Below are 21,611 nucleotides of genomic sequence, written 5' to 3'. Positions count from 1 at the left end.
CGAGCGCCGCTACCAGAGCCGTGTCGTCTCCCAGCTCATGCGCCGGGCCCAGGAACTCGGCTACACCCTCACCAAAACCGCGGACGTCTCACCCCCCGCCGGTTCACCCGCATGATGATGTTACTTGGAAGAGCAGGCTAGGCTGGGGCGAGGACGACTCGGAGCCAGGCGCCGACGTCCTCGATCTCCTCGGCGCACACCGCGTGCGGCATCGGGTACTCCCGCCACAGGATGGGGTAGCCGAGCGCCGTCAGCCGGTCGCGCGAGAGCGTAGCCCAGGACAGCGGGATCACCGGATCCTGGGTGCCGTGGCTCATGAAGATCGGTACGTCGCGGTTGGCCTCGCTCGCCTCCTGCGCCAGGGTGTCCGGGAGGGGGAGATAGGCAGAGAGCGCGAGGATTCCCGCGAGGCGCTCGGGATGGCGAAGCCCCGTCTGGAGCGCGACCGCGCCTCCCTGGGAGAAGCCGGCGAGGACGATGGACCGCGCCGCGACGCCCCGGGCGCGCTCCCGGGCGATGAGTGCCTCGACTCGGACCTGCGACGAGCGGACACCCGCCGCGTCCTGCCGGCCGTCCCCCGTGACGTCGTACCAGGCGCGCATCACGGCGCCGCCGTTGATGGTCACCGGCTGGAGCGGGGCGTGGGGGAAGATGAAGCGCAGGGCGGGCGCCGCCGGAAGGCCGAGTTCGGGGACGATGGGCTCGAAGTCGTGGCCGTCGGCGCCGAGGCCGTGGAGCCAGATGACGGCTGCGCGAGGCTCGCGGCCCGTCTCGATCTCGACCGTCTCGAGCAGGTCGCTCATCCCGCGGTCCAGCCCCGGGTGAGCGCCCTCACCCTCTCCATGAGCGAGTCCTGATCGAGCATGGTGAGCCTCTGGTCTTTCACGACCTGGCGCCCATGGACCCACACGTCGGTGATGGCCTGGGGCGACATGGCGTAGACGACGTTCTTGAGCAGGTTCGTGGGCGGGTGGAGCGACGGGTGACCGAGGTCCACCGCGACGAAATCGGCCAGCATGTCTCGCTTGACGTCGCCAACCTGTAGGTCGAGGAGCCTGCCGCCGTCGAGCGTCCCCATCTGGAACGCCCGCTCCGCGGGGACTCGGGTGCCGTCGAGATGCCGCACTTTCTGGAGCAGCGCGGCCATTCGCATCTCCTCGAAGACGCTGAGGCGGTTGTTGGTGCAGCCGCCGTCCGTGCCGAGGCCGATGCGCACGCCGGCGTCGAGGAGTTCCGTGATCCGGGTGATGCCGTCGCCCAGGATCATGTTCGACGACGGGCAGTACGCCAGAGCTGCCCCGCGCTCGCCCATCAGCCGGACCTCGTCGTCGTCCAGCCAGACGCAGTGGACGCCGATCATGCGCTCCCCGAGCACGCCGAGCTTGTCGAGGTAGCGAATGGGCGTCGCGCCGTGCTCCTTGAGCGTGCGCGCCCCCTCGTACTGTCCTTCCGCCACGTGGATGTGGAAGGGCGTGCCGGCCGACTGGGCGACCTCGAACCCGGCCCGGATCATGGCGGGCGATGCGCCGTGGGGGCTGTGGGGCGCCGGCTGTACGCGGACCAGCGGATCCGTCGCGTACTTGGCGATCAGATCCGCGGTGCGCCTGGCCGCCTCGGCCGGCTTCTCCCGGTAGCGCGCCGGCGCTCCCTCCCAGTCGTACATCGCGCGCGCCAGCACCAGCCGGATGCCGACGTCCCGCGCCGCCTGGATCACGGCTAGGGCGTTGTCGTTCCCCTCGTCCTGGAGGTAGAAGAAGTCCACGCAGGTCGTCGCGCCGTGGAGCAGCATCTCGGCGAAGGCGAAGGCGGCGCCCACGTAAATGCCCTCGCGATCGAGCCGCGTCGAGTAGGGGTAGAGCACGCGGTCGCGCCACGCCATGAAGTCGAGGTCATCACCGAGCCCGCGCAGGAGCGACTGGAAGGTGTGGCAGTGCGCGTTGACCGTGCCGGGCAGGAGCAGCCTGCCGGCGAGGCGGACCGCGCCGGCAGGATCGCCCGCCGGTCCGATGGCCGCGATTCGCCCCTCGACTACCTCCACGGAGAGCCCGGGCTGGAAGCGACCGTCGGCGTAAACGAGATCGGGCAGGAGGCGCATTGACGCGTGGATTCTACCGCGCCGATGCGCCTCGCTCAATACAGCCGCACGCCTCCTCGTGCTGTTGGTCTGTAGAAACGTCACCCTCTAACAGATCGGTGAGAGTGTCACCCCATGAAGAGATGGAAGACTCCAGACCTCCTGACATAGCCCCCTGGCCGTTTTGTCCGCTTTTCGGGGTTCGGCATCTCATGACGTGACCCCAAACCGCAGCTTCAGCTTCGTCCCCGGAAAGCACGCGTCCATTCCATTGAGCGCCTCGCACAAGATCGCGATGGCCTGGCTCCGGTGCGGCGAACTCAGCGGCACCAGCGTCACGCGCAATTCGCCGTCGCCGACCTCCAGGTCCCCCGCACTCTCGAACGCGCTCGTTACCAAAGTCCGTCCCTCCTCGTCCGCCCGGGCGTAGTGTGGGCGCAGCAGGGCGAGCAGGTCGCTCTCCGCCTGGTAGGCCACCATCTTGATGCAATTCGTCAGGTGCTTGCGCTCCCGCGATAGCCGCATGATCGGCTTGCCGCCGACGTCCTTCGCGGGCACCCGCTTCGGGATCAGGCTCCGCTTCTCCTCCATGATCCCGATCCGGCCCTGGATATCTCGGATACTCCGCCCGAGTTTGCCGTGCGCGATCTTGAAGCCACGGATCGTCGGTCGCCGACCCTCCTCGTTCGCCGCGGCTGCTTCCCCGTATTGCGCCTGGACTTTCCTGAGTTCCGCCCGTGCCGTTGCCAGCTCCTTCTCGGCTTTGCGTCGCTCCGGGTTCGGCACCGTCCGCTCCGGGTCTACCGGCTCGGCCGCGTAGTCCACCAAGGCGTCCAAGGCGAACTCCTCGCCGAGGTACTTGAAGAAGTTCTCCTGCCGCCACCGCTCGAACATCCGATACGCCAGTACCACCGCCGGCAGGTCCCGGCGGCTCGTGACGATCGGCGTCTGGTGGCCGTGCGCGTTCAAACGCGTGATCTGCCGCAGGCAAAGCCGCCCCTTCAGAAGCCGCACGTTCCGGTCGTTGAGAGCGTAGCGCACCGTGCGCCCGTCGATCCTCTTCGCGCACTGCACAAACTGCGTCGCCGGGATATTCTTCCATCGCCCCTTCCGGTAGGTCAGAATGTCGAATCGGGCTTTGATGAGCTTCGCGAATAGCTTCGGGCTCCAGCCCCCGCGGTCGAACACCACCGTGACCCGGCGGCGCGGCCCCACCAGGGATCTGATCTCGGCGGCCAGTGCGGGCAGCATCTGGACCAACCCCTCGTTGAACTCAGCCGTCACCACGAATAAGGGATCACCGTGCTTGTCGTTGACCCAGTAGTCTGTCGTCGCGGGCAAAGACATCCGCATCTGCGTGACGTGCGCCTTCGGTAGCCTGCGGTTGCCGTGGTAGACACGCACGTGTCCGTCCATATAGAGGAAGCCCAGTGTCCTCCCACGCCGTGCCACACGCCTTTGGGCGAGCTTGCGGCCGAAGACCTCGGCCCTCCCGTAGGCCGCCAGCCGGGTCAGCTTGCGTCGCAGCGTCTTGACCTCCGGCCCCCGGTCCAAGCCAAGCACCCGGCCCAGGTCCACGGGCGCGCGCTCCTTGAGCCCCTCCGGTCGCTTGATCCGCAGAAGCGCCATCAAAAGCATCGCCATCATCGTCGTCCGCAGCCCGTAGAACGCCGGCCCGATGTGGCCGTACACCTCCTCCGCCACCGAGAAGATACCGCTTTGCGTCAGCGCCGGAACCGCCAGAAGCACCCCCGCACGGGGGATACGGCGGCTGGGGGTGAAGATCGGCTCCGCGTCCTCCAGCTTGCCCAGCCGGGCCAGTAGTCGGTCGAGCAGGCGATACGTCGGGTCCGTGTCCAGACTCGGAGCTGACACGACACCACCCCCATCGTCCTGGGCCGTACCGACCACGCTGATTGTCGTCGCAGGCGTGTCCAAACGCGTCAACCACTTGCTCACGACACTCTTGCTGACACCGAGCCGATGCGCGATATCCCGAACGACCACCCCTGCGTGCCGCAACGCCCTGGCGGTCCGCACCCATGGGCTGGGCGTAGACCGCGCTCCGTGCGGCGGGCCATCTGGCCGACCCAACGCGGACATCCCTCCCGTTTCGAAGCATCGCTGGTAGCGTCGCAACGTCCGCGTCGAACACCCGAAAGATCGAGCCACATCGTTCTGATCCGCATACCCGCACCGCACCAAGCTGACCATTGCGTAGGCTTCCGCCGTGCGGTCTCCTTCCACCCAGTGATACATCGGAAGACCCGCGATATACACGACGTGGACCGTGCGCTCTATTTTCAACGTGCATCGTCCGTTGATCGGTATCGTTCCCGGGTTCGGCACCGCCCTCACGTCCAACTCCTGCTGGTCGTTCGAATGCTTCATCCGGACATGCTACGTGCCTCAGGCCGGACGTTAAAGCGGACAGGTTATCGTGGACAACCATGTTGGCTATCACGCTCATGATTTCGACGAGGAATGTCCCGCACCATCCCAAAAAGCGGACAGGTTATCGTGGACAAGCAATGGGCATGTCTCCGATCTTCTCCGTCGGGCGTGTCCGGCTATGTCAGGAGGTCTGGACTCTCACGATGAGTCGAACGGAAGTGCCCCGGGCGAGCCTGGTCCGGGCCGCCCTCGAAGGGAAGATCACGAATGCCGAAGGCACCTCAGCGTCCGACAGTTTCAGCGGTTGAGAGCCCAGCTCGCCGCCGAGGGGCCGGGCGGCTTACTCCATCGGTTGCGCGGGAGGCTCTCCCCCGGCCGCGTCGCCGCCGAGGTCCGCACCCGCGCGGCCGAGTTGCTGCAAAGCCCTTCCAGCGCTAGAGACGTCTGAAATCATTTCTTTCTGAACCCGGCATTCTCATCCCTGATGGACGTTGTGAAATCATACCCTTGGTGTAAGCCGGTTCCTCAGGATTTCTGGAACCCCCGGGGTGTGGACTGCGGCCTCGCTTGACGCGAGAATCGGCATGGTCTCATTTGCTCGGAGGGCCGGCCTGGAGCCTAATGTGCCGAAACCGTCGTCGATCTTGGCCGCAAACGCCTGTCCGCTCTGCGCCGCTCAAGGTGGACGGCGGCCATTAGCTCGAGACGGTGTATGACTGACGCCGGGAGGGATCGGAGGTCGGGAGCGCGCCAAACGGTGTCGGACGCGCAACGACCCCGTGCCCTCCAGGCGCCACAAGCCCTGGATCTACCGGTAGCCGACCTGGAGCTTCACGAACGCTTCGCTCTGCTCCGGGGTGGCGAAATCTCGGGCGGTGCCACCGCGGCGGTAGCTGGTGAAGCGATACTCGCCCAGAAGCCGCACGTTGGTCTCCTCCCGCTCGAAGAGCATGTACCCGACCCCCAGGCTCACCCGGTTGTCGGCCGACCAGATTCCTGCCTGGCGCGCGAGGCCGTCGTCCCAGAGGTGCTCGAACCTAGCGGCGACATCCAGGGGCTTCGCGAGCTTGTACGTCAGCCCGAACGAGACCATCTTCTCCTCGAACGACCTTCCGAGCCGCTCCCCGGAGCTCTGGAGGACGTAGCGCTCCCGGGCCAGGGCGGCGGCGAACTCGACCTCCGCCGTCACACGACCCAGGGTGTACCCTGCCGAGGCCGTTGCCGTCATGTTGCGTCGAGCGTCCCCGGGTTCCGACAGGATCGCCGCGGCCAGGACGAGGTCCTTGAACGGCGCAACGCTCGCGGCGACGATGAACGAAGTGACGTCGTCGGTCTCGGCCCGTAAGCCCGCGTCGGTCGAGCGCACGACTGACTTCGCATCGAAGAGGCCGGACGCGAACAGGTGCCTCATCTGCTCTTCTCCGCGGTAGAGGGTTGCGGAAAGATCCAGATTCCACGTCTTCAACGTCAGGCCGAGCGTCGCCCCGACCTGCTTGACCTCGTACGCGTCCTGAGTCATGGGGTCCGTGACCAGGCGCGAGAAGAAGGCGCCGAACGGTTGGGTCCGAAAGCCGAAGACCCCGTAGACCGGGACCTCTTCGCTCCTCAGCGTGATCGTCCCTTCGTCGATCGTCACCTTCTCGTCTACCGGCTGGCCCTGATCCGTCGTCTGCGCCCCGAACCACTCCGAGGTGAGCACCAGCCGGGCGGTGAGGAAGTCCAGAGGCCTCGCCTCAAGCCCCACCGAGGCCCTCCGGAGGAAGAGGTCCGACGTCGAGCCGCTGCGCTTGTCTCCCACGTCCCTGTGGGCGCGCCACCGGCCCTCGCCTTCCACCTTCAGCGTGAAGGCGATCGACTCCTCGTCGCGCCGCTTCAGCTCCTGCCGCACCTCGTCCCTCAGCGCGTCCGCCACTTCCTGGGGCGCCGGCTGCGGCTCGCCCGCGGGCGCTTCGGCCTCCTTCTTGATCGCCTCGTACTCCTGCCCGGTGATGATCCCTTTCTTGATCAGGAGCCGTATGAGCTTGTCTTCGCTGCCGGCGCGAGCGGGGCTCCCGACCAGCACGGTCAGGAAGCAGATCCCCAGCACACCAGCGACCAGTGCCTTGCGCATCGCAACCCCTCCCGTGTGATCGTGACGTTGTCGTCGGGGGCGCGGGGCGCGGGGCCGCTGGCCGCTGGAACCGATGAGCGGACCGCTCTACGGGGGACCTCGGCGAGTGCGGGGCAACGCCGGGAGCGGGAGGATCACGACCCGCTTGCAGCGCCGGCACCTCAGCTCGATCCCGACTGCCGAGAGCCGGGCCAGGAGGCTGCCGCAGTCGCAGCGGCACTCCGCGTCCTTCCGGACGGCGACGGGCGTGTCGTCGGCGCGGGCGGGCGTCACCGTTCCGTCACCGCGTAGTGTTGCATCATGCCGTTCTCCGCGTGATCGAGCACGTGACAGTGGAGCATCCAGAGGCTCGGGGCGTCCTCCACGAAGTCGAACGTCGCGGTGGAGGCCGGCGTCACCGGCACGTTGTCCACGATCTGGCCGTTCAGCGTCCACCGGTGGCCGTGGAGATGGAAGGTGTGGAACTCGTCGCCCATGCCGATCACGCGGAACCGCACGCGCTCGCCCAGGCGGGCTCCCAAGCCCGGGAGGCCTCCCATGAAGGCGACGCCGTTGATCGTGAAGAAGTCGCGCCGCAGCCGGGTCACCGTGCGCGGGAAGTTCGAGAAGAGGAGCACGTACTCGCGGTCGGCGGGCCGCTCGTCGGCACCCCGCACGATGACGCCGCCGAGCATGCCGCGCCTGACGTTGTCCGCTGCGTCCACGGAGTGGTCGTGGTAGAACCACGTGCCCGCCGAGTCCGGGTCTGCCTCCCACTCGTAGGTGTGCTCGCCGCCGGGGGGCACGGCGGTCCCAGGCTGGGGCGGCGCCAGGTGCGGCATCCAGCCGCCGTCGTGGGCGATCCGGTAGCTGAGGCCGTGGACGTGGAGGCTGTGGGGCCGGCCATAGCCGAAGTCACTGTTGCGGAAGTGCACCACGACCTGGTCGCCGACCCGCGCCTCGAGGATCGGGCCCAGGATGCCCATCCAGGGCGGCCGCGGGAGCGGGCGCTTGAAGTCGGAGTCCTCGTAGCCGCGCAGCACGATGGCCGGGAACCGCGTGTCCCCGGCTGGCACCTCGCGGCCGAGTTTGTCGTCGTAGTAGCCCGTCGGCACGAGGGTCCAGTCGACGTTCTCGGCCTGGATGTAATAATGGCGCACCTGGCTGGTTCCCCGGGCCGGGGCGCGCACGACCACGAGCACCGACAGGCCGGTGGCCAGCGACAGGGCGAGCGCCAGCAGCGCGGACACGCGGCGCAGGTGAGAGGTGGCGACGCCCGGCATCTTGATGTTCACCAGAGGTAGAAGACCGGGGCCCAGGCGGCGATGATGAGCGCGACGCCGGCCAGGTGCGGCAGGAGCGCGAGCCTGACGCGCCGGTGCTCGGCCGTCTGGAGCGCCAGGATCCGGCGCGCGAGATGAAGGCTCCAGAGGGCCCCTCCGACCAGCAGCGCGCCCCGGATCACGTCGGTGGCAAGCCCGGGGAAGCCCACGCCCTTGAGATAGCCGAAGGTGAGCTGGCTCAGGCCGAGGAAGAGCGAGAGCAGGCTCAAGGGCGTATAGAGGTACCCGATGCGGGTGAACAACTCTCGCATCCCGGCCGGCTCGCGGAGGGCGGGCTCGAGCACGCGGGCGGAGAGCCACGTGGCGGCCGAGAGGAGGCCGATGGCGAGCAGGGTCGCGCCGAGCAGGAAGGTGACGATGCTGATCCCGTCGAGCAGGTTGAACACCTCGCCGGCGTCTGGGTGGTTGGACAGGAACCACCAGGGAGCCGTGGCGCCGATCACGCTCCCGAGCCCTGAGGCGAGGGCGAGGCTGCCGAGGAGCTGCTTCAGCCGCTGGAAGAGGGGATCGACCGTCCAGTGGAAGACGCCCAGCGGGAGGCCGATCGCGCCGAAGAGGAAGACGACCTCCCAGATGAGCGGCTCGGCGGTGTTGATGTGGAGCAGCTCCTCTCCCGGGCGACGGAGTCTTAGGTGGATCGAATCCCGCCAGCCGGCGCACCGGAAGCACATGAGGCAGTACCGGTTGGTCGCCATCTTCGGCAGATAGATGAAGACGGGGCACGGATCCTTCTTCCCGGTCTGCCCACCACACGGCGTCCACGCCGCCAAGCGGGCATGGTCCACCCGGAAGTGCATGGCGCCGAGGCGCGAGAAGACCCCGAAGAGCAGGCTCACCGGGCACAGGTAGCGGCACCAGACCCAGCCCCTGCGCGTGTAGATCAGGGCAACCGTCACCGCCAGCGCCGTGGACCCGCCGAGGATCAGGAGCTGGGGCGCGGGGTACTCGTAGACACCGGTGAGCTGACCGTAGATCGTGATGCCGACGAAGGCGACGAGGGGGATCCCGCCCCAGCGCATCCAGCGGGGGATGGGGCGGTCCCCCCCGAACCGCGAGGCCCACGCGGCCAGGGCCCCCTCCGGGCAGAGGAAGCCGCACCAGGCGCGGCCGAAGAGAATCATCGAGAGGACGACGAAGGGCCACCAGAGATACCAGAAGACGAACTGCGAGAAACGGACGACGTTGGTGAAGGGCGTGGCGTCAGCGGGCGGCGTCGGCAGGAACGGCGGCACCAGGATGAGTGCCAGATAGAAGAACACCATGAAGACGTGGAGCCCCGGGAGGACCCGGGGGTGTTGCAGCAAGGCCAGCTCGATGCGGCCGGCCAGCCCCGACCGGAAGGCAGGACGCGTCGCGGGCGAAGGCCCCTGCGGTTGGGGATGAGCCCCCTCGAGCTTCCTTCCAGGCTCGACGGGAACCGAAGGACTTGCCGGGCACCTCATCTCACTGGCTCCCTGCGACGCGGGGATGCTTGAGCGTCCACTCCACCTGGAACGGGCTCCACCAGCGGGAGACGCCGGTCTCGAGGTCGGTGTGACGCCCGAACCCGACCTTGACGGGAGGCTCGATCGTCACCGTGATGGTGTAGGCACCGGGCCCGGGCAGCTTGAGGTTGTTGCCGTAGCGCAGCCCCTCGCGGGTGATCAGCGGATGGAGATCGCCTTGCCCCGCCTCGCCGCCCTCCTGCCGGCGGAGGCGGTACGACACGGAGAGGTACGGGACGAACTCGCCGGCGCCGAACCCGTTCTTGTTCCCTTTCTGCGCGCGGACATCAACGGCCAGGAACAGGGACGCCCCGTCCGGCGACGCGAACAGCGGCCGGCCCGTCGCGTCCGCTCCCTCCACGGCGAGCGGCGGCTGGGAGCCGACGACGATGGTCAGGCCAGCCTCCGGCCTGGAGATCGACTCCATCGCGGCCTCCTTCGGGGCCGCCGGCGACGAAGCGACCAGGCCCACGAGCAGGAGGATGCCGAACAGCAGCGCGCCCCGAGAGATCTTCATCGTCGCGGTCATGGTCGCCACCCCCTTAGTAGCCGCCCTTCTTGCCCGGGCCGAGGTATGTGAACGTCCACTCCACCTGGAACGGCTTCCACCAGGGCACCTTCGCGGCCCGACCGAATCCCTGCCCCACCGGCGCGTCCGGGCCGCCGCTCCCCGGGGGCTCGACGAGGAAGATCAGCTTGTAGTTGCCGAGCCCGGGCATCTTGAGGTTGGCGCCGTAGTGAGGGCCGTCGTTGGCCACCATCGGGTGGAGCAGCCCCGACTGCTCCTGCCCGGTGTCGAGGTGCTTCAGCGAGTAGCGCACGGTGAGGGCCGGCACCCACTCCCCGTCGCGGAACCCGTGCTTGTTGCCCTTCACGGCGCGGAGGTCCGCTTCGAGATGGATGTCCGATTTCGCCCTCGGGAGGTAGAGCGGCTTGCCCTGGTGGCTGGCCGGCTCCATCTCGATCGGCTGGAGATAAACGGCCGCCACCTCGAGCCCCGCTGCCTCGATCACTTTCGGCTCCCCGATGGGGACCTCCTTGGAGAGCGCCGGTTCCGGTACGAGCCCGAGCGCCAGGGCTGCTGCGACGACGATGGTTCGACGCGCACTCATGCGCTTCTCCCTCCTCGAGGTCATGGGTGAACCGTTTCGGCGCTCGCCCGCTTCCCGCGCCGCCGGAAGAGGTGGCCGACCGCGACGGCCGCTGCGCCGACGAGGACCACCTGGAGCCCCACGCTCTCCCAGGTCGGGTAGAGGCCGAGGAAGTCCCACGTGGGGATCCAGCTCGCCGGCGTGATCCCGACGAGCCCCGACTCCTGCAGCTCCCGGATGCCCCTGCCGGCGAAGACGAAGGCGAGGTAGTAGAGCAGCACGGACGTGACCGTGAAGAACGGCCCGATGGGAATGCGGAGCGCGCCGGATCGGAGGAGGAGAAACATCAGGACGAGGACGAGGGACCCGATGCCGAGACCGGCCAGTACCGCCCCTCCCTCGCCGGGGCCGCTCCCGGCGAGGAGCGCCTCGTAGAACAGGACCGTCTCGGCACCCTCCCGATAGACTGACAGGAACGCGGCGGACCAGAGCGCGACCAGGCTGCCCGCCCCGAGCGCGGCCTGCACCTTCGCCCGGACGTACCGTTGCCAGCGGTCGGCCTCGGCCTTGCTGGTAAGCCAGTAGCTCACGTAGAAGAGCACGGCGGTGGCCAGGAGCATCGCGGCGCCCTCGAGCGTCTCCTGATGGCGGGGGCTCACGGTGAAGAGGGTCCGGATCGCGATCGCCGTCAGGACGCTCGCCAAGAGCGCGACGCCGCTCGCCCGGTAGACCACGCCGACCTTATCCCCGTGGCCGGACTTGAGGAGGTACGCCACGAGGGCTGTGACGATCAGGATGGCCTCGAAGCCCTCGCGCACGATGAGGATCAGCCCGTTGAGGAAGGCTCCCCACCGGCCGTGGGTCTGGCCCAGAAGCGCCGTCGCCTGACGGATTCGAGCCTTCAGCGCCTCCACCGCCTCGGCCACGGTATCCGCGGGCTTCCCGGCGGCGATCAAGCCCCGGACGTGCGCGAAGCCCGCCTCGATCTCGGCCTTGCGTCCTGGGACGCGGGCCGCCACGGCGGCCTCCAGCCCCTGCCCCTCGAAGAGATCGAAGTAGGCGCTCATGAGGAGCGCCTTGGCCCCCTCGCGGTCGCCGGCACGGTACCGCTCCCGCGCCTCGTCCAGGCGCGCGGAGATCTGCGTCGTCAGCGCCTCCGCCCCGACCGCGCGCGGGGCCGCTTCCGGCCCAGGCCCGGGACGGTCTTCCTTCTCGGCGAGGGATGTCGCCGTCGCCCCGACCCGGACGAGCTCCCGCGCGTCGTGGTCCAGCGCCTCCCGCAGCGTCGCGACTCGCTGCCGGACCCGCGGCACCGGCTCGCCTCTCCCCATCGCCTGGCGGACCTCCGCGAACATCTTTTCCAGGTCCCTCGCGCGCCGGGCGGATATCTCTCGGCGGATCGCGACCTCCATGCCGCTGTCTTCGAACGGGCCGAAGTACGCTTCGGCGGCAAGGTCCTGCGCGCCCGGCAGATCGTTCGCCTCGTACGCCCTCACGGCGCGATCGAGCGCGCTCGAGACTTCGCGGGCCACGTCCAGCCACGGAACCGAGGGCGCGCCGGTCGCGCCCAGCGCGATCGAGGCGGCGAGCAGCAAGCCGATGACGGCGCCGCTTCCGGTCCCCACGCTCGCTTGTCTTGTCATCGCTGTGCTCCTAGTCGGTTCGCGCGCCACGACTCCAACGCGAAACGTTGGTCAGGGAGCCTTCTAAATTGTTATGATGGTATGCCTAATATTTGTCCTTAGTCTACTCTAATGTCAAGGAAGATTTTCGAGGCGGACTGACGGACAGGGAGAGCACGGAATACACGAGCAGCGGAACCATGACGGGCCCACCTTTGGCGAGCATGGCGACGAGCGTGGCGATGTGGTGCACGAACCCCTCGCTGCCGGCCCGGTCCAGGGGCCGCCGGCGTCTATTGGCTTGCTGCCTCAAGCGAAGGGCTTTGGGTGGCTGGCTGGATGAACGGCTTCGACGGCTATTTCGTCAGGATCAGCTTGTCCGCCTTCGTGATGTGGAGTCGGTACTCCGTGCCGCCATGGACGATCACGACGTCGCGCCGGCCGCGGAAGATCTCGCCGCTCGTGATGCGGGCAACCGGGCTCTCGGCGGCCTGCTCTGCGACGGGGATCTCCGGGGCCTCTTCGATCACGCGCCGCTCTCCTTTATCTGCTGGGCGAGGTAGTTGCCCTCGCCCGCCTGCTTGATCAGTTCGAGCTGCGCCTCGATCCAGTCGATGTGTCCCTCCTCGGATTTGAGGATCTCCTCGAGGAGGTCGCGGCTGCCGTTGTCGCCGAGGCTGCGGCACCGCTCGATGCCCGCGTTGAGGGCCGCCACGGCCGCCCGCTCCAGCTCGAGGTCGAGACGCAGCTGCTCGGGCACGGTCTGCCCGACGTTGACCTTGCCCAGCCGCTGCACGTTCGGCACGCCCTCGAGGTAGAGGATGCGCTCTATCAGCTGGTCGGCGTGGTGCATCTCGCCCATCGCCTCCGCGCGGAGCTTCTTCCAGAACCGCTCGTAGCCCCAGTTCTCGCACATGCGCGCGTGGATGAAGTACTGGTTGATGGCCGTGAGCTCGGCCGTGAGGACCCCGTTCAGCAGCGCGATGATCTCGTCGTGTCCTTTCATTTCCGTCCTCCGGATGCGCACACCGCGCTGCGGGCGTCTTCGATGAGCGCGGCGAGCAGGTGCTGGCACGCGCCGCAGTCGCTGCCGGCGCCGCAGGCACGCGAGATCTCGTGCACCGTCGCGGCGCCCCTGGCGACGGCCGTCTCGACCTGGCGTTCGGATACATCGCGGCAGAGGCAGACGATCATGACCGTGTCGGGTCTGCCAGGCCGACGGCGTCCGGCGTCCTGCGGCCGAAGAAGAGCGCGCCTGCCACGATCAGATACGCGACGTAGGCGCAGACCTCTGGGAGAGTGGGCTGCGCGCGGTAGCCGACGAGGCCCGAGAGGAAGCCGCCGGCGACACTCCCGTCGCTCAGCAGCCAGGAGGTGTTCCAGAGCGGATCCGACAGAGGCAGGACCCCTAGGCCTTGGAGCCGGCCGATGCCATTGCTGAGGAATCCGGCGGCCAGCAGCATGATGAACGCGGTGGTGATGCCGAAGAAGCGTGAGAGACTCACGTGCTTGCCGCTGCGGAAGATGGTGAAACCCAAGGCAGCGGCGCCCGCTACTCCCCCGACGCCGCCCGCCGCGCTGCCCCACCCGGCTTCGGCGCCGGCCTGCGCCAGGATGCCCCAGAGGAACAGGACGGTCTCCGCGCCTTCGCGAAAGACGCCGGTGAAGGCGATGAGCCCCACGACCCACAGGCGATTCCGGGCCCGGGCCAGATCGATGCGATGCTGCACCTGTCCCCCGATGAGCCGCGCGTGCTGCTGCATCCACCACGCGTGCCACGTCAGCAGGCCCACGGCCGCGAAGATGACGACCACCGTGATGATCTCGGGGCCGACGTCGAGTAGCGGGCCCGTCAGGTAGGTCACGGCTATCCCCATGGCCACGCTCAGCAGGAGGCCCAGCGCCCCGCCCCACGTCACGTACCGAAAACCGTCGCGAGCCCCGATCTTCTCGAGATAGCTGTAGACGATGCCCAGGATCAGCGCGGCCTCGAAGGCCTCGCGCAGCGTGACGACGAAGGTGGCGCCCATGCGGTCCCCGGCGATCTACTCGGCGACGATGGTGGCTTTGGCCGTCTCGGAGTGGTACTCGCCCACGAAGGGGTACTTGCCCGCTTTGAGGGCCGGCATCTTGAGCCGTACCGTCTTGCCCCCGGGGATGATCTTCTCGATCCTGAGGTCCTTGCTCTCGAACTCCTCCGGCCCCTTGTCCTTGTTGGTGATGACCAGCACGAAGGGCGCGCCGGCCTTGACCTTGATGACGTCCGGCTGGAACCGGTTCTTCTCAATCACGAGCGGGATCTCCTGGGGCGCCTGTGCGCCGGCCGGGAGCGCCGCTACGAACGCCGCCCCCAGAAGGAGTCCTGCCACGCCTGCCATGACCATGCGCTTCAAGTCGCCGCCTCCTTGGGTGAAAGTTCGTTAGGTATACCTAAAGTTAGGACTAGTGTCAACGGAATTTTAGGGTACCCTTCCGACCCGGCCGGGGAGGGTTCGGGGAGACAGAGGGCGGGCTAGCGGGTCGGCGGCGTCTAGAGCACGTGCAGCAGGAAGCGGGCTGTGAGGCTGCCGGGCTTCCAGAATCCGGTTTCTGCCAGCTCCGCCAGCACCTTGTCCGGCTCCGTCGAGCGCATGATGGCCCACGTGGCGCCGCCCGGGAAGAAGCCGCCGAAGGCCATGCGGCCTCCGCCGCGCGCCTCGATCAGGGCGAAGGAGGCCATCTCGACGTCGGGCGCCTCACCTTCCACGATCGTCACCTTGCGCGAGCCGTCGAGCACGAGCGGCACCATCTCCCACGGCTCGAGGAACTGGGAAAAGTCGCGGGGCTGCCAGGCCTTCCAGACGCCGCCTGTCCAGTACGGATCTTCCTCGATCAGCCGCGTCAGGTCGCCCGCCTGCGGTGTGCGGTATACGATGTCGGCCGTCTTGCCGTCGGGCGACGGGCCGCCGCCGATCACGAAGCCCTGCCTGCGCAGCTCCGTGATCCGCGCGAGATGCGCCTCACGGTGGGCGGCCCGGCGCTCCAGGTAGTCGTCGGCCGCCGTTATCCCGACATGCGAGACGATCACGGCGACACCCAGCCGCCCGAAAACGGGATCACTTGCCCCACGAAGAAGTCGGCGTCCTCCGAGGCCAGGTATACCGCGAGCCGCGCCGACTCCTCGCTGCGCGCGAGCCTGCCCGCCGGGATGTTCTTGACCATGCGCGCGAGTTTCTGCGGGTCGTTCGTGAGCGATGATGGGAAGTACGTCGGGTTCTCGACGTAGTTCTGCGCGATGGCGTTGACCTGGATGCCGTCGCGCGCCACCTCGCGGCCGACGGCCTTGGTGAGGCCGTTGACGCCGGCGCGCGCCGCGCTGTAGGCGGCGTAGTTGGCCAGCCCGGGGAAGGCCGCGGCCGAGGACATGTTGATGATCTTGCCGCGCTTGGCCGGGCGCATCACGCGGAGCGCCGCGCGCAGGCAGTAGAAGGGCTCGTCGAGGAGGCGGGACATCATCGCGCGCCACTGGGCGTCCGTGACCTGTTCGGTCGGACTGCCCGTGGGCGGGTTGGCGCTGTTGTTGACGAGGATGTCGAGCCGGCCGAAGCGCGCGACCACCGCGTCGACGACGCGGTCGGCCTCGGCCGGGCGCGTCAGATCGCCGGTGAGGACCTGCACCTCGCGCCCCAATCCGGCGGCGATGGCGGCGATGGGCGCGGCGGCCGCTTCGTTGCGGTCGTGGAGAGCGACCGAGGCTCCCTCACGGCAGAACTCCTCCGTGATCGCTGGGCCCATGAACTCGCTGACGTTCGTGATGAGGGCGACCTTGCCGGTGAGCTTCATGCACGACAGCCTAAGCGGGATTTCCCGCTCCCGCAAGACCGTGCTAAGGTGATGAAGCGGCGAGGGGAGGTTCGGACGTGAGTAACGACCTGCTGGAGTCATTCAAGGCCCGCTACCCGTTCGTGTTGGATCCCTTCCAGTTGGACGCCATCCGCGCCATCCAGGACGACAAGTCCGTGATCGTGTCGGCGCCGACTGGTTCCGGCAAGACGCTGGTCGCGGAGTTCGCCATTCACGCCACGCTCGCGCACCAGCGCCGCATCGCCTACACGACGCCGCTCAAAGCGCTGTCCAACCAGAAGTACGCCGACTTCTGCCGGCAGTTCGGCCCGGAGCACGTCGGCATCCTGACCGGCGACGTCAAGGTCAACGCGCGCGCGTCCGTCGTCGTCATGACTACCGAGATCCTGCGCAACATGTTCTACACGGGCGGCCTCGACGGCCTCGAGTTCGTGGTGCTGGACGAGTGCCACTACATGGGCGACGAGGGGCGGGGGACCGTCTGGGAGGAGATCATCGTCAACGCGCCTCGGGACGTCGCGCTGGTGGGCCTCTCCGCGACGGTCAAGAACATCGCCGAGATCGCCGACTGGATCAGCCTCGTTCACCGCCCGATCGTCCCCATCACTCACCCGCATCGCAGCGTGCCGCTCCAGTACCTCGTGGCCGATCTCTCGGGGGAGATCCACGACTACGACGCGGTCCGCAACGGCAAAGTGCGCCTCCTCGGCCAGGAGCGCGAGGGCGGCCACAACGACAAGGGCCGGTGGTACACGCGCCGCGTGGTGGACCCGACGGTGATGCTCGACGAGCTGGAAACGCGCGGCTGGCTGCCCGCCATCTACTTCATCTTCAGCCGCGCCGGCTGCGAGCGGGCGATGGAGACGGTGCTGGCAGAGGGCAAGCCGCTCCTTTCCCGGAGCCAGCAGCAGCAGGTGGACGACGCCATCCGCGAAGCGGTCTCCGACACCCCGACCATCGCCGAGTCCCCGCTCAACCAGTCGATCTTCCAGGCGCTCGGCATGGGCGTGGGGCTTCATCACGCGGGCGTGCTGCCCTCCGTGAAGCGCCTCATCGAGCTCCTCTTCGAGCGCGGGCTCTGCAAGCTGGTCTTTGCCACGGAGACCATGTCGCTCGGCATCCACATGCCTGCCAAGAGCGTGGTGCTGCAGTCCCTGACCAAGCGCACGGACCGCGGCTTCCGATCGCTCACTCACAACGAGCTGACCCAGATGGCCGGCCGCGCGGGCCGGCGCGGCATCGACCCCGAGGGCAAGTGCGTCATGGCACTCGACGTCCGCGACGGCTTCGAGGACATGATGCGCGTCGTGGACGGCCCGCCAGAGCCGATCATGAGCCAGTTCAAGCTGGGCTACGGCTCCGTCGCGCTCCTGCTGGCGACGGGGCAGGACATGGCGACCATCCGGCGCACAGTCGAGTCGTCGTTCGGCCAGTACCAGAACCTCAAGAAGATCCGCGGCCTCGAGGCGGAGGTGGCAAGTCTCGAGACGGCGCTGTCCGACGGCCGAAGCTTCGAGGCGCCGTGCGGCGACTTTCCGCGCATCGGCCGCTACCGCGCCGCGCGCGCCCAGGTCGAGCAGCAGCGCATGGCGCGTGGGAAGTCCGGGCGCGGTGCGCGTGGAGCCGCCGACGCCGAGCCGGGGCGCCTGGCGCTGGTGAGGCGGAAGAGCGGCGCCTCGCTCGGGCTCATCTGCGGCCTCGACCGTCGCCGCCACCGCATGCTCGTGACCGTGCTGCTGCCCCGCGGCGTCACCGTCCAGATGAAGGAAGGGAACATCAAGAAGATCTTCTGGCAGACGCCGCCGTTCCACCTGCCGCGCGACTGGGAGCGGCGGACAAAGAGCCTCTCCGAGCAGCTCGAAGGGCTCTCGATTCCCGAGCTCGTCGAGCGCGAGCGGAGCAGGGGGCCCGAGGGCGAGCTCGCGGCTATCGAATGCCACCGGTGCCCTTGGGGCAGCCAGAGCAAGTGCGACCAGTCCTGGAAGGGGCTCGAGGCGCTCGACGGCCGGCTCGGGCAGAAGCGCGAGATGCTCGACGCTTTCAAGAACGCCTACTGGCAGGAGTTCTGCCGCGTAGTGGCCGTCCTCGAGCGCTTCGGGGCCGTCCAGGACGGCAAGCTCCTGGCCAAGGGGCAGCTCATCGCCGGCTTCCGCCACGACAACGAGCTCCTGGTCGCCGAGATGGTGGACCGCGGCATCCTCGAGGACACCACGCTCGCCGAGGCTGCGGCCCTCTGCTCGTGTCTCATCGAGGAGTCGCGCTCGGGGGATTCGACCGTGGCGCGCCTCTTCCTCAAGAAGCGCCCCAAGCTCAAGCGCAAGCTCCAGGACCTGGAGTCGGTGGCCCACACGGTGCTCGACGTCCAGCGCCAGCACCACCTGCCGATGCCCGTCGGGGTCTCGACCGGATTCATGCCCTCGGTCTTCCGCTGGGCTTCCGGGGAAGACGACTGGTCTGGTATCGTAGAGGAGTCGTTCGGTGGCCACGAGGGCGACCTGATCCGTGCCCTCCGGCGCCTCATCGACCTGCTGCGCCAGCTCGGGGAAGCGCCCGAGGTGCCGCAGGCGCTGGGGGCTCTGCTCGGGCGGGCGGCCCGGGTGGTGGACCGCGGGATCGTGCTCGAGTCCGCCCTAATTTAGAGTCCGTAGTCAGATAAAGGTGGAGAACATGCTCATGCGTGTCCTTCGCTTGGCCGGGGTCGTCGCGGCTGGGCTCATAGCGGCTGCCTGCGCGACGCCGCAACCCAACGTCGAGCAGACCACGCGCGGGCCCATCGCCCAGGAGATGCAGATCGCGCGTTCCTTCGCCGCCAACGGCCGGGATATGGGCTGGGACGAGAAGCGGCACTACGAAGAGCAGATGGAGGAGAAGGTCTTCAAGTACCTGCGGGAGCACCCGGAGTTCCAGAACGAGACGCGCTACAGCACCTTCCGCTTCTGGCGGCAGGTCAGCGTCGGCAGCACGAAGGAAGAGGTTAAGGTGCTGCTGGACGACCCCGACGAGCGGACCATCGACCCGGCGCTGATGGCGTCGTTGGCGCGGCGGCACTGGTCCCAGGTCCAGGGCAAGGCCAAGGAGGCCTGGGTCTATCCGCTCGGCTGGGTTCTCTACATCGACGACAAGGCCGTGGTCAGCATGATCCGCGTGCGGGGGAAGTGGGACAAGGACGACGACCAGTAGCAGGCTCGCCGCCACCCTAGGCCCGGCACCGGTGGTACACTCTCCACGCGTTGAAAGCCTTGATGGCCGAGCTGCCCTCGTGGATCGCGCCCGGTGACGCCGCTACCCTCGTCTGGTACAGCGGGCGGGGGGAGAGCGCCGACGGCATGCCGCTGTACCAGGTGGCCGGACCCGCGCTCGATATCCCGCCCGCCTCGCCCTATTTCCTCCTGGCTCCGGTCGAGCGCGAGGATTTCGCCGGGCTCCTCTACCGCGGCCAGGTCGGTCTCCCGGAGCTCCGCGGGTTCCTTCAGCATTGTCTGCTGGCGCGCGGTGAGATGAGCCCGTCGCTTGACCGGGTCGCCGCCGGGGTCGAGACGCCGGTGCTGCCCGTGCTCGACGCGTGGCGCGGCACCGTCGCCCGGCCGCTGCTGCCCTACCTCGACGACATCGGCGCGTTCCTGCCCGGGGAGCGGCCGTTGTTCGTCACTCCTGAAGCCTACGCCGTGGCGCGGCAGGAGCCCGAGCAGTTCGGGACGGCCTGGGTCTGCGACGAGTGCGGCGAGGCGGAAGACGCCGCGGCCTTCCTCTGGACGGCCCATGCGGGCCCGAGCGTGCGCGTGTGCTTCCTCATCCAGAACGACGCCGGCGTGTGGAGCTGCCGGCTCCATCCCTTCGAGTTCCTCAAGGAGGCCGCATGATCCGCTCGACGCTTTTCGCGACGAAGCGCACGCCGTTGGCGCCCCGGGGCATGGTCGTGGCGGAGCACCCGCTGGGCGCCGAGGTCGGCGCCGGGATCCTCAAGCGCGGCGGCAACGCGGTGGACGCGGCTGTGGCCACGGCCTTCGCGATGCCGGTCGTCGAGCCCTTCATGTCCTCGCTGGCCGGCGGCGGCACGATGCTCGTCCATCTCGCCCGGCGCGGCGAGACGCTCTGCGTGGACTTCAATGTCGAGGCGCCGGCCGCGGCCTCCGAGACCTGCTTCGAGCTGGGCGAGGGCGTCTCGACCGGCCTCTTCCCGTGGCGGCGCGTGGTGGACGACGCCAACGTCTTCGGGCCGCGCTCGGTGGCGGTGCCGGGCTCGGTGGCGGGGCTGACGCTTGCTCTCGAGCGCTGGGGCACCATGGACCTGGCCGACGTCCTTCAGCCCGCGATCACGCTCGCCGAAGAAGGCTTCGTGCCGGACTGGTACGTGGCGCTGACGACGGCCATCTTCTGCCAGGAGCTGGCGGCCTTTCCCGCGACGGCCAAGAACTATCTCCGGGACGGTCATTACGTCTATCGGACGCCGGCCCTCGGCGACGGCGAAGTCTTCCGCCAGCCCGACCTCGCCCGGAGCCTGCGCCTCTTGGCAAAGGACGGGCCCGCGGTCTTCTACACGGGCGCCATCGCTCAGGCCATCCACGAGGAGATGTGGGTCAAGGGGGGCATGCTCACCAAGGACGACCTCGCTCGCTACGCGCCCCGGGTGTGTCCTCCGCTCATGGGCGAGTACCGAGGCCTCGAGCTGGCGTTCTCGCCCGGCGCGACGGGCGGCATCACGGCGCTCGAAACGCTGAACATCCTCGCCCAGTTCCCGAAGGCGCGCACGACGTGGAAGACGGCGACGGGGCTGCACCTTCGCGCAGAGGCGGTGAGCCGCGCCTTCCTCGACAGGCTCGAGCACCTGGGCGACGCCGAGCGCGTCAAGTCGCCGTGGGACGGGCTCGTCTCGCGCGAGTACGCGGCGAAGGCGGCCTCGGCCCTCAAGCCCAACGGACCGCGCAGCGCGCGCCCGGCGCCCGACCCCTGGCGCTACGAGCTGGGCGGGCGCGCCGCCGACTGCACCACGCACCTCTGCGCCGTGGACCGGCAGCGCAACATGGTCTCCCTCACCAACACGGCCGTGTCGCTGTGGGGCTCGCGCATGGTCGTGCCGGACACGGGCATCCTGCTCCAGAACGGTATGATCTGGTTCGATCCCGAGCCGGGGCGCGTCAACTCCGTTGGCCCTGGCAAGCGGCCGCTGGTCAACATGGTGCCGGCGCTGGGCTTCAGGAAGGGCGAGCCCTATCTCGCGGTGGGAGCGCCGGGCGGGCGCAAGATCATCTCGGCCATCCCGCAGGTGATCTCGAACATGGTGGACCTGGGCGACACGCCGCAGGCGGCCATCGAGGCGCCGCGGCTGCACACGGAAGGCGGCGACCTCTGGGTGGACGACCGCGTCGGGGAGACGTCTCTGAACGCCCTAAGGCGCATGGGGCACCCGGTGGTGCCCAAGCGGACGGACCCCGGCACGCTCTACTTCTCGCGTCCCGTCGCCATCCGCGTCACGAAGAAGGGTCTTGAGGCGGGGCTCGACCCTTTCCACGACGCCGCGGCCGCGGGGATTTAGCCCGGATTATGCGTGAACACATACGCCACCCTCACCCCGACCCTCTCCCTCTCCGAGGGAGAGGGAGACGCTTTGATCCCCTCGCCCCCGGAGGGGGAGAGGGACAGGGTGAGGGGGCGCATAGGACGCGGAACACGC

20 protein-coding genes are annotated in these 21,611 nt (G+C 68.5%); 4 read left to right on the top strand and 16 right to left on the bottom strand.

Annotated elements, in window-relative coordinates; translation table 11 throughout:
- Positions 1-137: 137 nt before the first annotated feature.
- The 16 genes from Q7W02_19465 to Q7W02_19390 form a co-directional block, all read right to left on the bottom strand.
- A complete protein-coding gene (locus tag Q7W02_19465) occupies positions 138-803 on the bottom strand; it encodes an alpha/beta hydrolase-fold protein (protein ID MDO8478333.1) in 666 nt (221 codons plus the stop codon).
- Entirely contained in the window at positions 800-2,095 is a 1,296-nt protein-coding gene (locus Q7W02_19460; protein ID MDO8478332.1) for an amidohydrolase, read from the bottom strand. The genes Q7W02_19465 and Q7W02_19460 overlap by 4 nt, the downstream gene beginning before the upstream one ends.
- Positions 2,096-2,284: 189 nt before the next feature.
- Positions 2,285-4,465, bottom strand: coding sequence for a hypothetical protein (locus Q7W02_19455; GenBank protein MDO8478331.1), 2,181 nt, complete (start codon positions 4,463-4,465; stop codon positions 2,285-2,287).
- Positions 4,466-5,276: 811 nt separating this feature from the next.
- On the bottom strand, positions 5,277-6,578 hold the full coding sequence (locus Q7W02_19450) for a hypothetical protein (GenBank protein ID MDO8478330.1): 1,302 nt from the start codon (positions 6,576-6,578) through the stop codon (positions 5,277-5,279).
- Between the two features lie 269 nt (positions 6,579-6,847).
- A complete protein-coding gene (locus tag Q7W02_19445; GenBank protein MDO8478329.1) occupies positions 6,848-7,852 on the bottom strand; it encodes a multicopper oxidase domain-containing protein in 1,005 nt (334 codons plus the stop codon).
- Positions 7,849-9,204: a 4Fe-4S binding protein gene (locus tag Q7W02_19440; GenBank protein MDO8478328.1), complete on the bottom strand. Its 1,356-nt coding sequence runs from the start codon at positions 9,202-9,204 to the stop codon at positions 7,849-7,851. The genes Q7W02_19445 and Q7W02_19440 overlap by 4 nt, the downstream gene beginning before the upstream one ends.
- A 139-nt stretch (positions 9,205-9,343) precedes the next feature.
- Complete coding sequence (locus Q7W02_19435) at positions 9,344-9,913, bottom strand: iron transporter (protein MDO8478327.1); 570 nt, start codon at positions 9,911-9,913, stop codon at positions 9,344-9,346.
- Positions 9,914-9,926: 13 nt separating this feature from the next.
- Complete coding sequence (locus Q7W02_19430) at positions 9,927-10,496, bottom strand: iron transporter (GenBank protein ID MDO8478326.1); 570 nt, start codon at positions 10,494-10,496, stop codon at positions 9,927-9,929.
- Between the two features lie 20 nt (positions 10,497-10,516).
- Positions 10,517-12,118 (bottom strand): FTR1 family protein, encoded by a 1,602-nt coding sequence (locus tag Q7W02_19425; protein ID MDO8478325.1) that lies wholly within the window; start codon positions 12,116-12,118, stop codon positions 10,517-10,519.
- Positions 12,119-12,453: 335 nt separating this feature from the next.
- Positions 12,454-12,627 carry a hemin uptake protein HemP gene (locus Q7W02_19420; protein ID MDO8478324.1) on the bottom strand — a complete coding sequence of 58 codons (174 nt, stop codon included), beginning with the start codon at positions 12,625-12,627 and terminating at the stop codon, positions 12,454-12,456.
- Positions 12,624-13,103 carry a bacterioferritin gene (gene bfr, locus Q7W02_19415; GenBank protein ID MDO8478323.1) on the bottom strand — a complete coding sequence of 160 codons (480 nt, stop codon included), beginning with the start codon at positions 13,101-13,103 and terminating at the stop codon, positions 12,624-12,626. The genes Q7W02_19420 and bfr overlap by 4 nt, the downstream gene beginning before the upstream one ends.
- Entirely contained in the window at positions 13,100-13,291 is a 192-nt protein-coding gene (locus Q7W02_19410; GenBank protein MDO8478322.1) for a (2Fe-2S)-binding protein, read from the bottom strand. The genes bfr and Q7W02_19410 overlap by 4 nt, the downstream gene beginning before the upstream one ends.
- Positions 13,288-14,127 carry an FTR1 family protein gene (locus tag Q7W02_19405; GenBank protein ID MDO8478321.1) on the bottom strand — a complete coding sequence of 280 codons (840 nt, stop codon included), beginning with the start codon at positions 14,125-14,127 and terminating at the stop codon, positions 13,288-13,290. Before Q7W02_19405 ends, Q7W02_19410 begins: the two co-directional genes overlap by 4 nt.
- A 15-nt stretch (positions 14,128-14,142) precedes the next feature.
- Positions 14,143-14,481 carry a cupredoxin domain-containing protein gene (locus Q7W02_19400; GenBank protein MDO8478320.1) on the bottom strand — a complete coding sequence of 113 codons (339 nt, stop codon included), beginning with the start codon at positions 14,479-14,481 and terminating at the stop codon, positions 14,143-14,145.
- A gap of 146 nt (positions 14,482-14,627) precedes the next feature.
- A complete protein-coding gene (locus Q7W02_19395) occupies positions 14,628-15,164 on the bottom strand; it encodes a hypothetical protein (protein MDO8478319.1) in 537 nt (178 codons plus the stop codon).
- Positions 15,161-15,919 (bottom strand): SDR family oxidoreductase, encoded by a 759-nt coding sequence (locus Q7W02_19390; protein MDO8478318.1) that lies wholly within the window; start codon positions 15,917-15,919, stop codon positions 15,161-15,163. The genes Q7W02_19395 and Q7W02_19390 overlap by 4 nt, the downstream gene beginning before the upstream one ends.
- Positions 15,920-15,996: 77 nt before the next feature.
- Here Q7W02_19390 and Q7W02_19385 point away from each other — a divergent pair, with 77 nt between their 5' ends.
- The 4 genes from Q7W02_19385 (at position 15,997) to ggt (ending at position 21,473) form a co-directional block, all read left to right on the top strand.
- Positions 15,997-18,579, top strand: a complete 2,583-nt coding sequence (locus Q7W02_19385) for a DEAD/DEAH box helicase (protein ID MDO8478317.1) — start codon at positions 15,997-15,999, stop codon at positions 18,577-18,579.
- Positions 18,580-18,613: 34 nt separating this feature from the next.
- Positions 18,614-19,120 (top strand): hypothetical protein, encoded by a 507-nt coding sequence (locus tag Q7W02_19380; protein ID MDO8478316.1) that lies wholly within the window; start codon positions 18,614-18,616, stop codon positions 19,118-19,120.
- Between the two features lie 62 nt (positions 19,121-19,182).
- Positions 19,183-19,800, top strand: a complete 618-nt coding sequence (locus Q7W02_19375) for a hypothetical protein (protein ID MDO8478315.1) — start codon at positions 19,183-19,185, stop codon at positions 19,798-19,800.
- Positions 19,797-21,473 carry a gamma-glutamyltransferase gene (ggt, locus tag Q7W02_19370; protein MDO8478314.1) on the top strand — a complete coding sequence of 559 codons (1,677 nt, stop codon included), beginning with the start codon at positions 19,797-19,799 and terminating at the stop codon, positions 21,471-21,473. The genes Q7W02_19375 and ggt overlap by 4 nt, the downstream gene beginning before the upstream one ends.
- Positions 21,474-21,611: the final 138 nt, after the last annotated feature.

This window comes from Candidatus Rokuibacteriota bacterium (assembly GCA_030647435.1).
Classification (GTDB): Bacteria; Methylomirabilota; Methylomirabilia; order Rokubacteriales; family CSP1-6; genus AR37.
The sequence above is the reverse complement of the archived record's forward strand: the minus strand, read 5'-3'. Positions and strand labels throughout refer to the sequence as shown.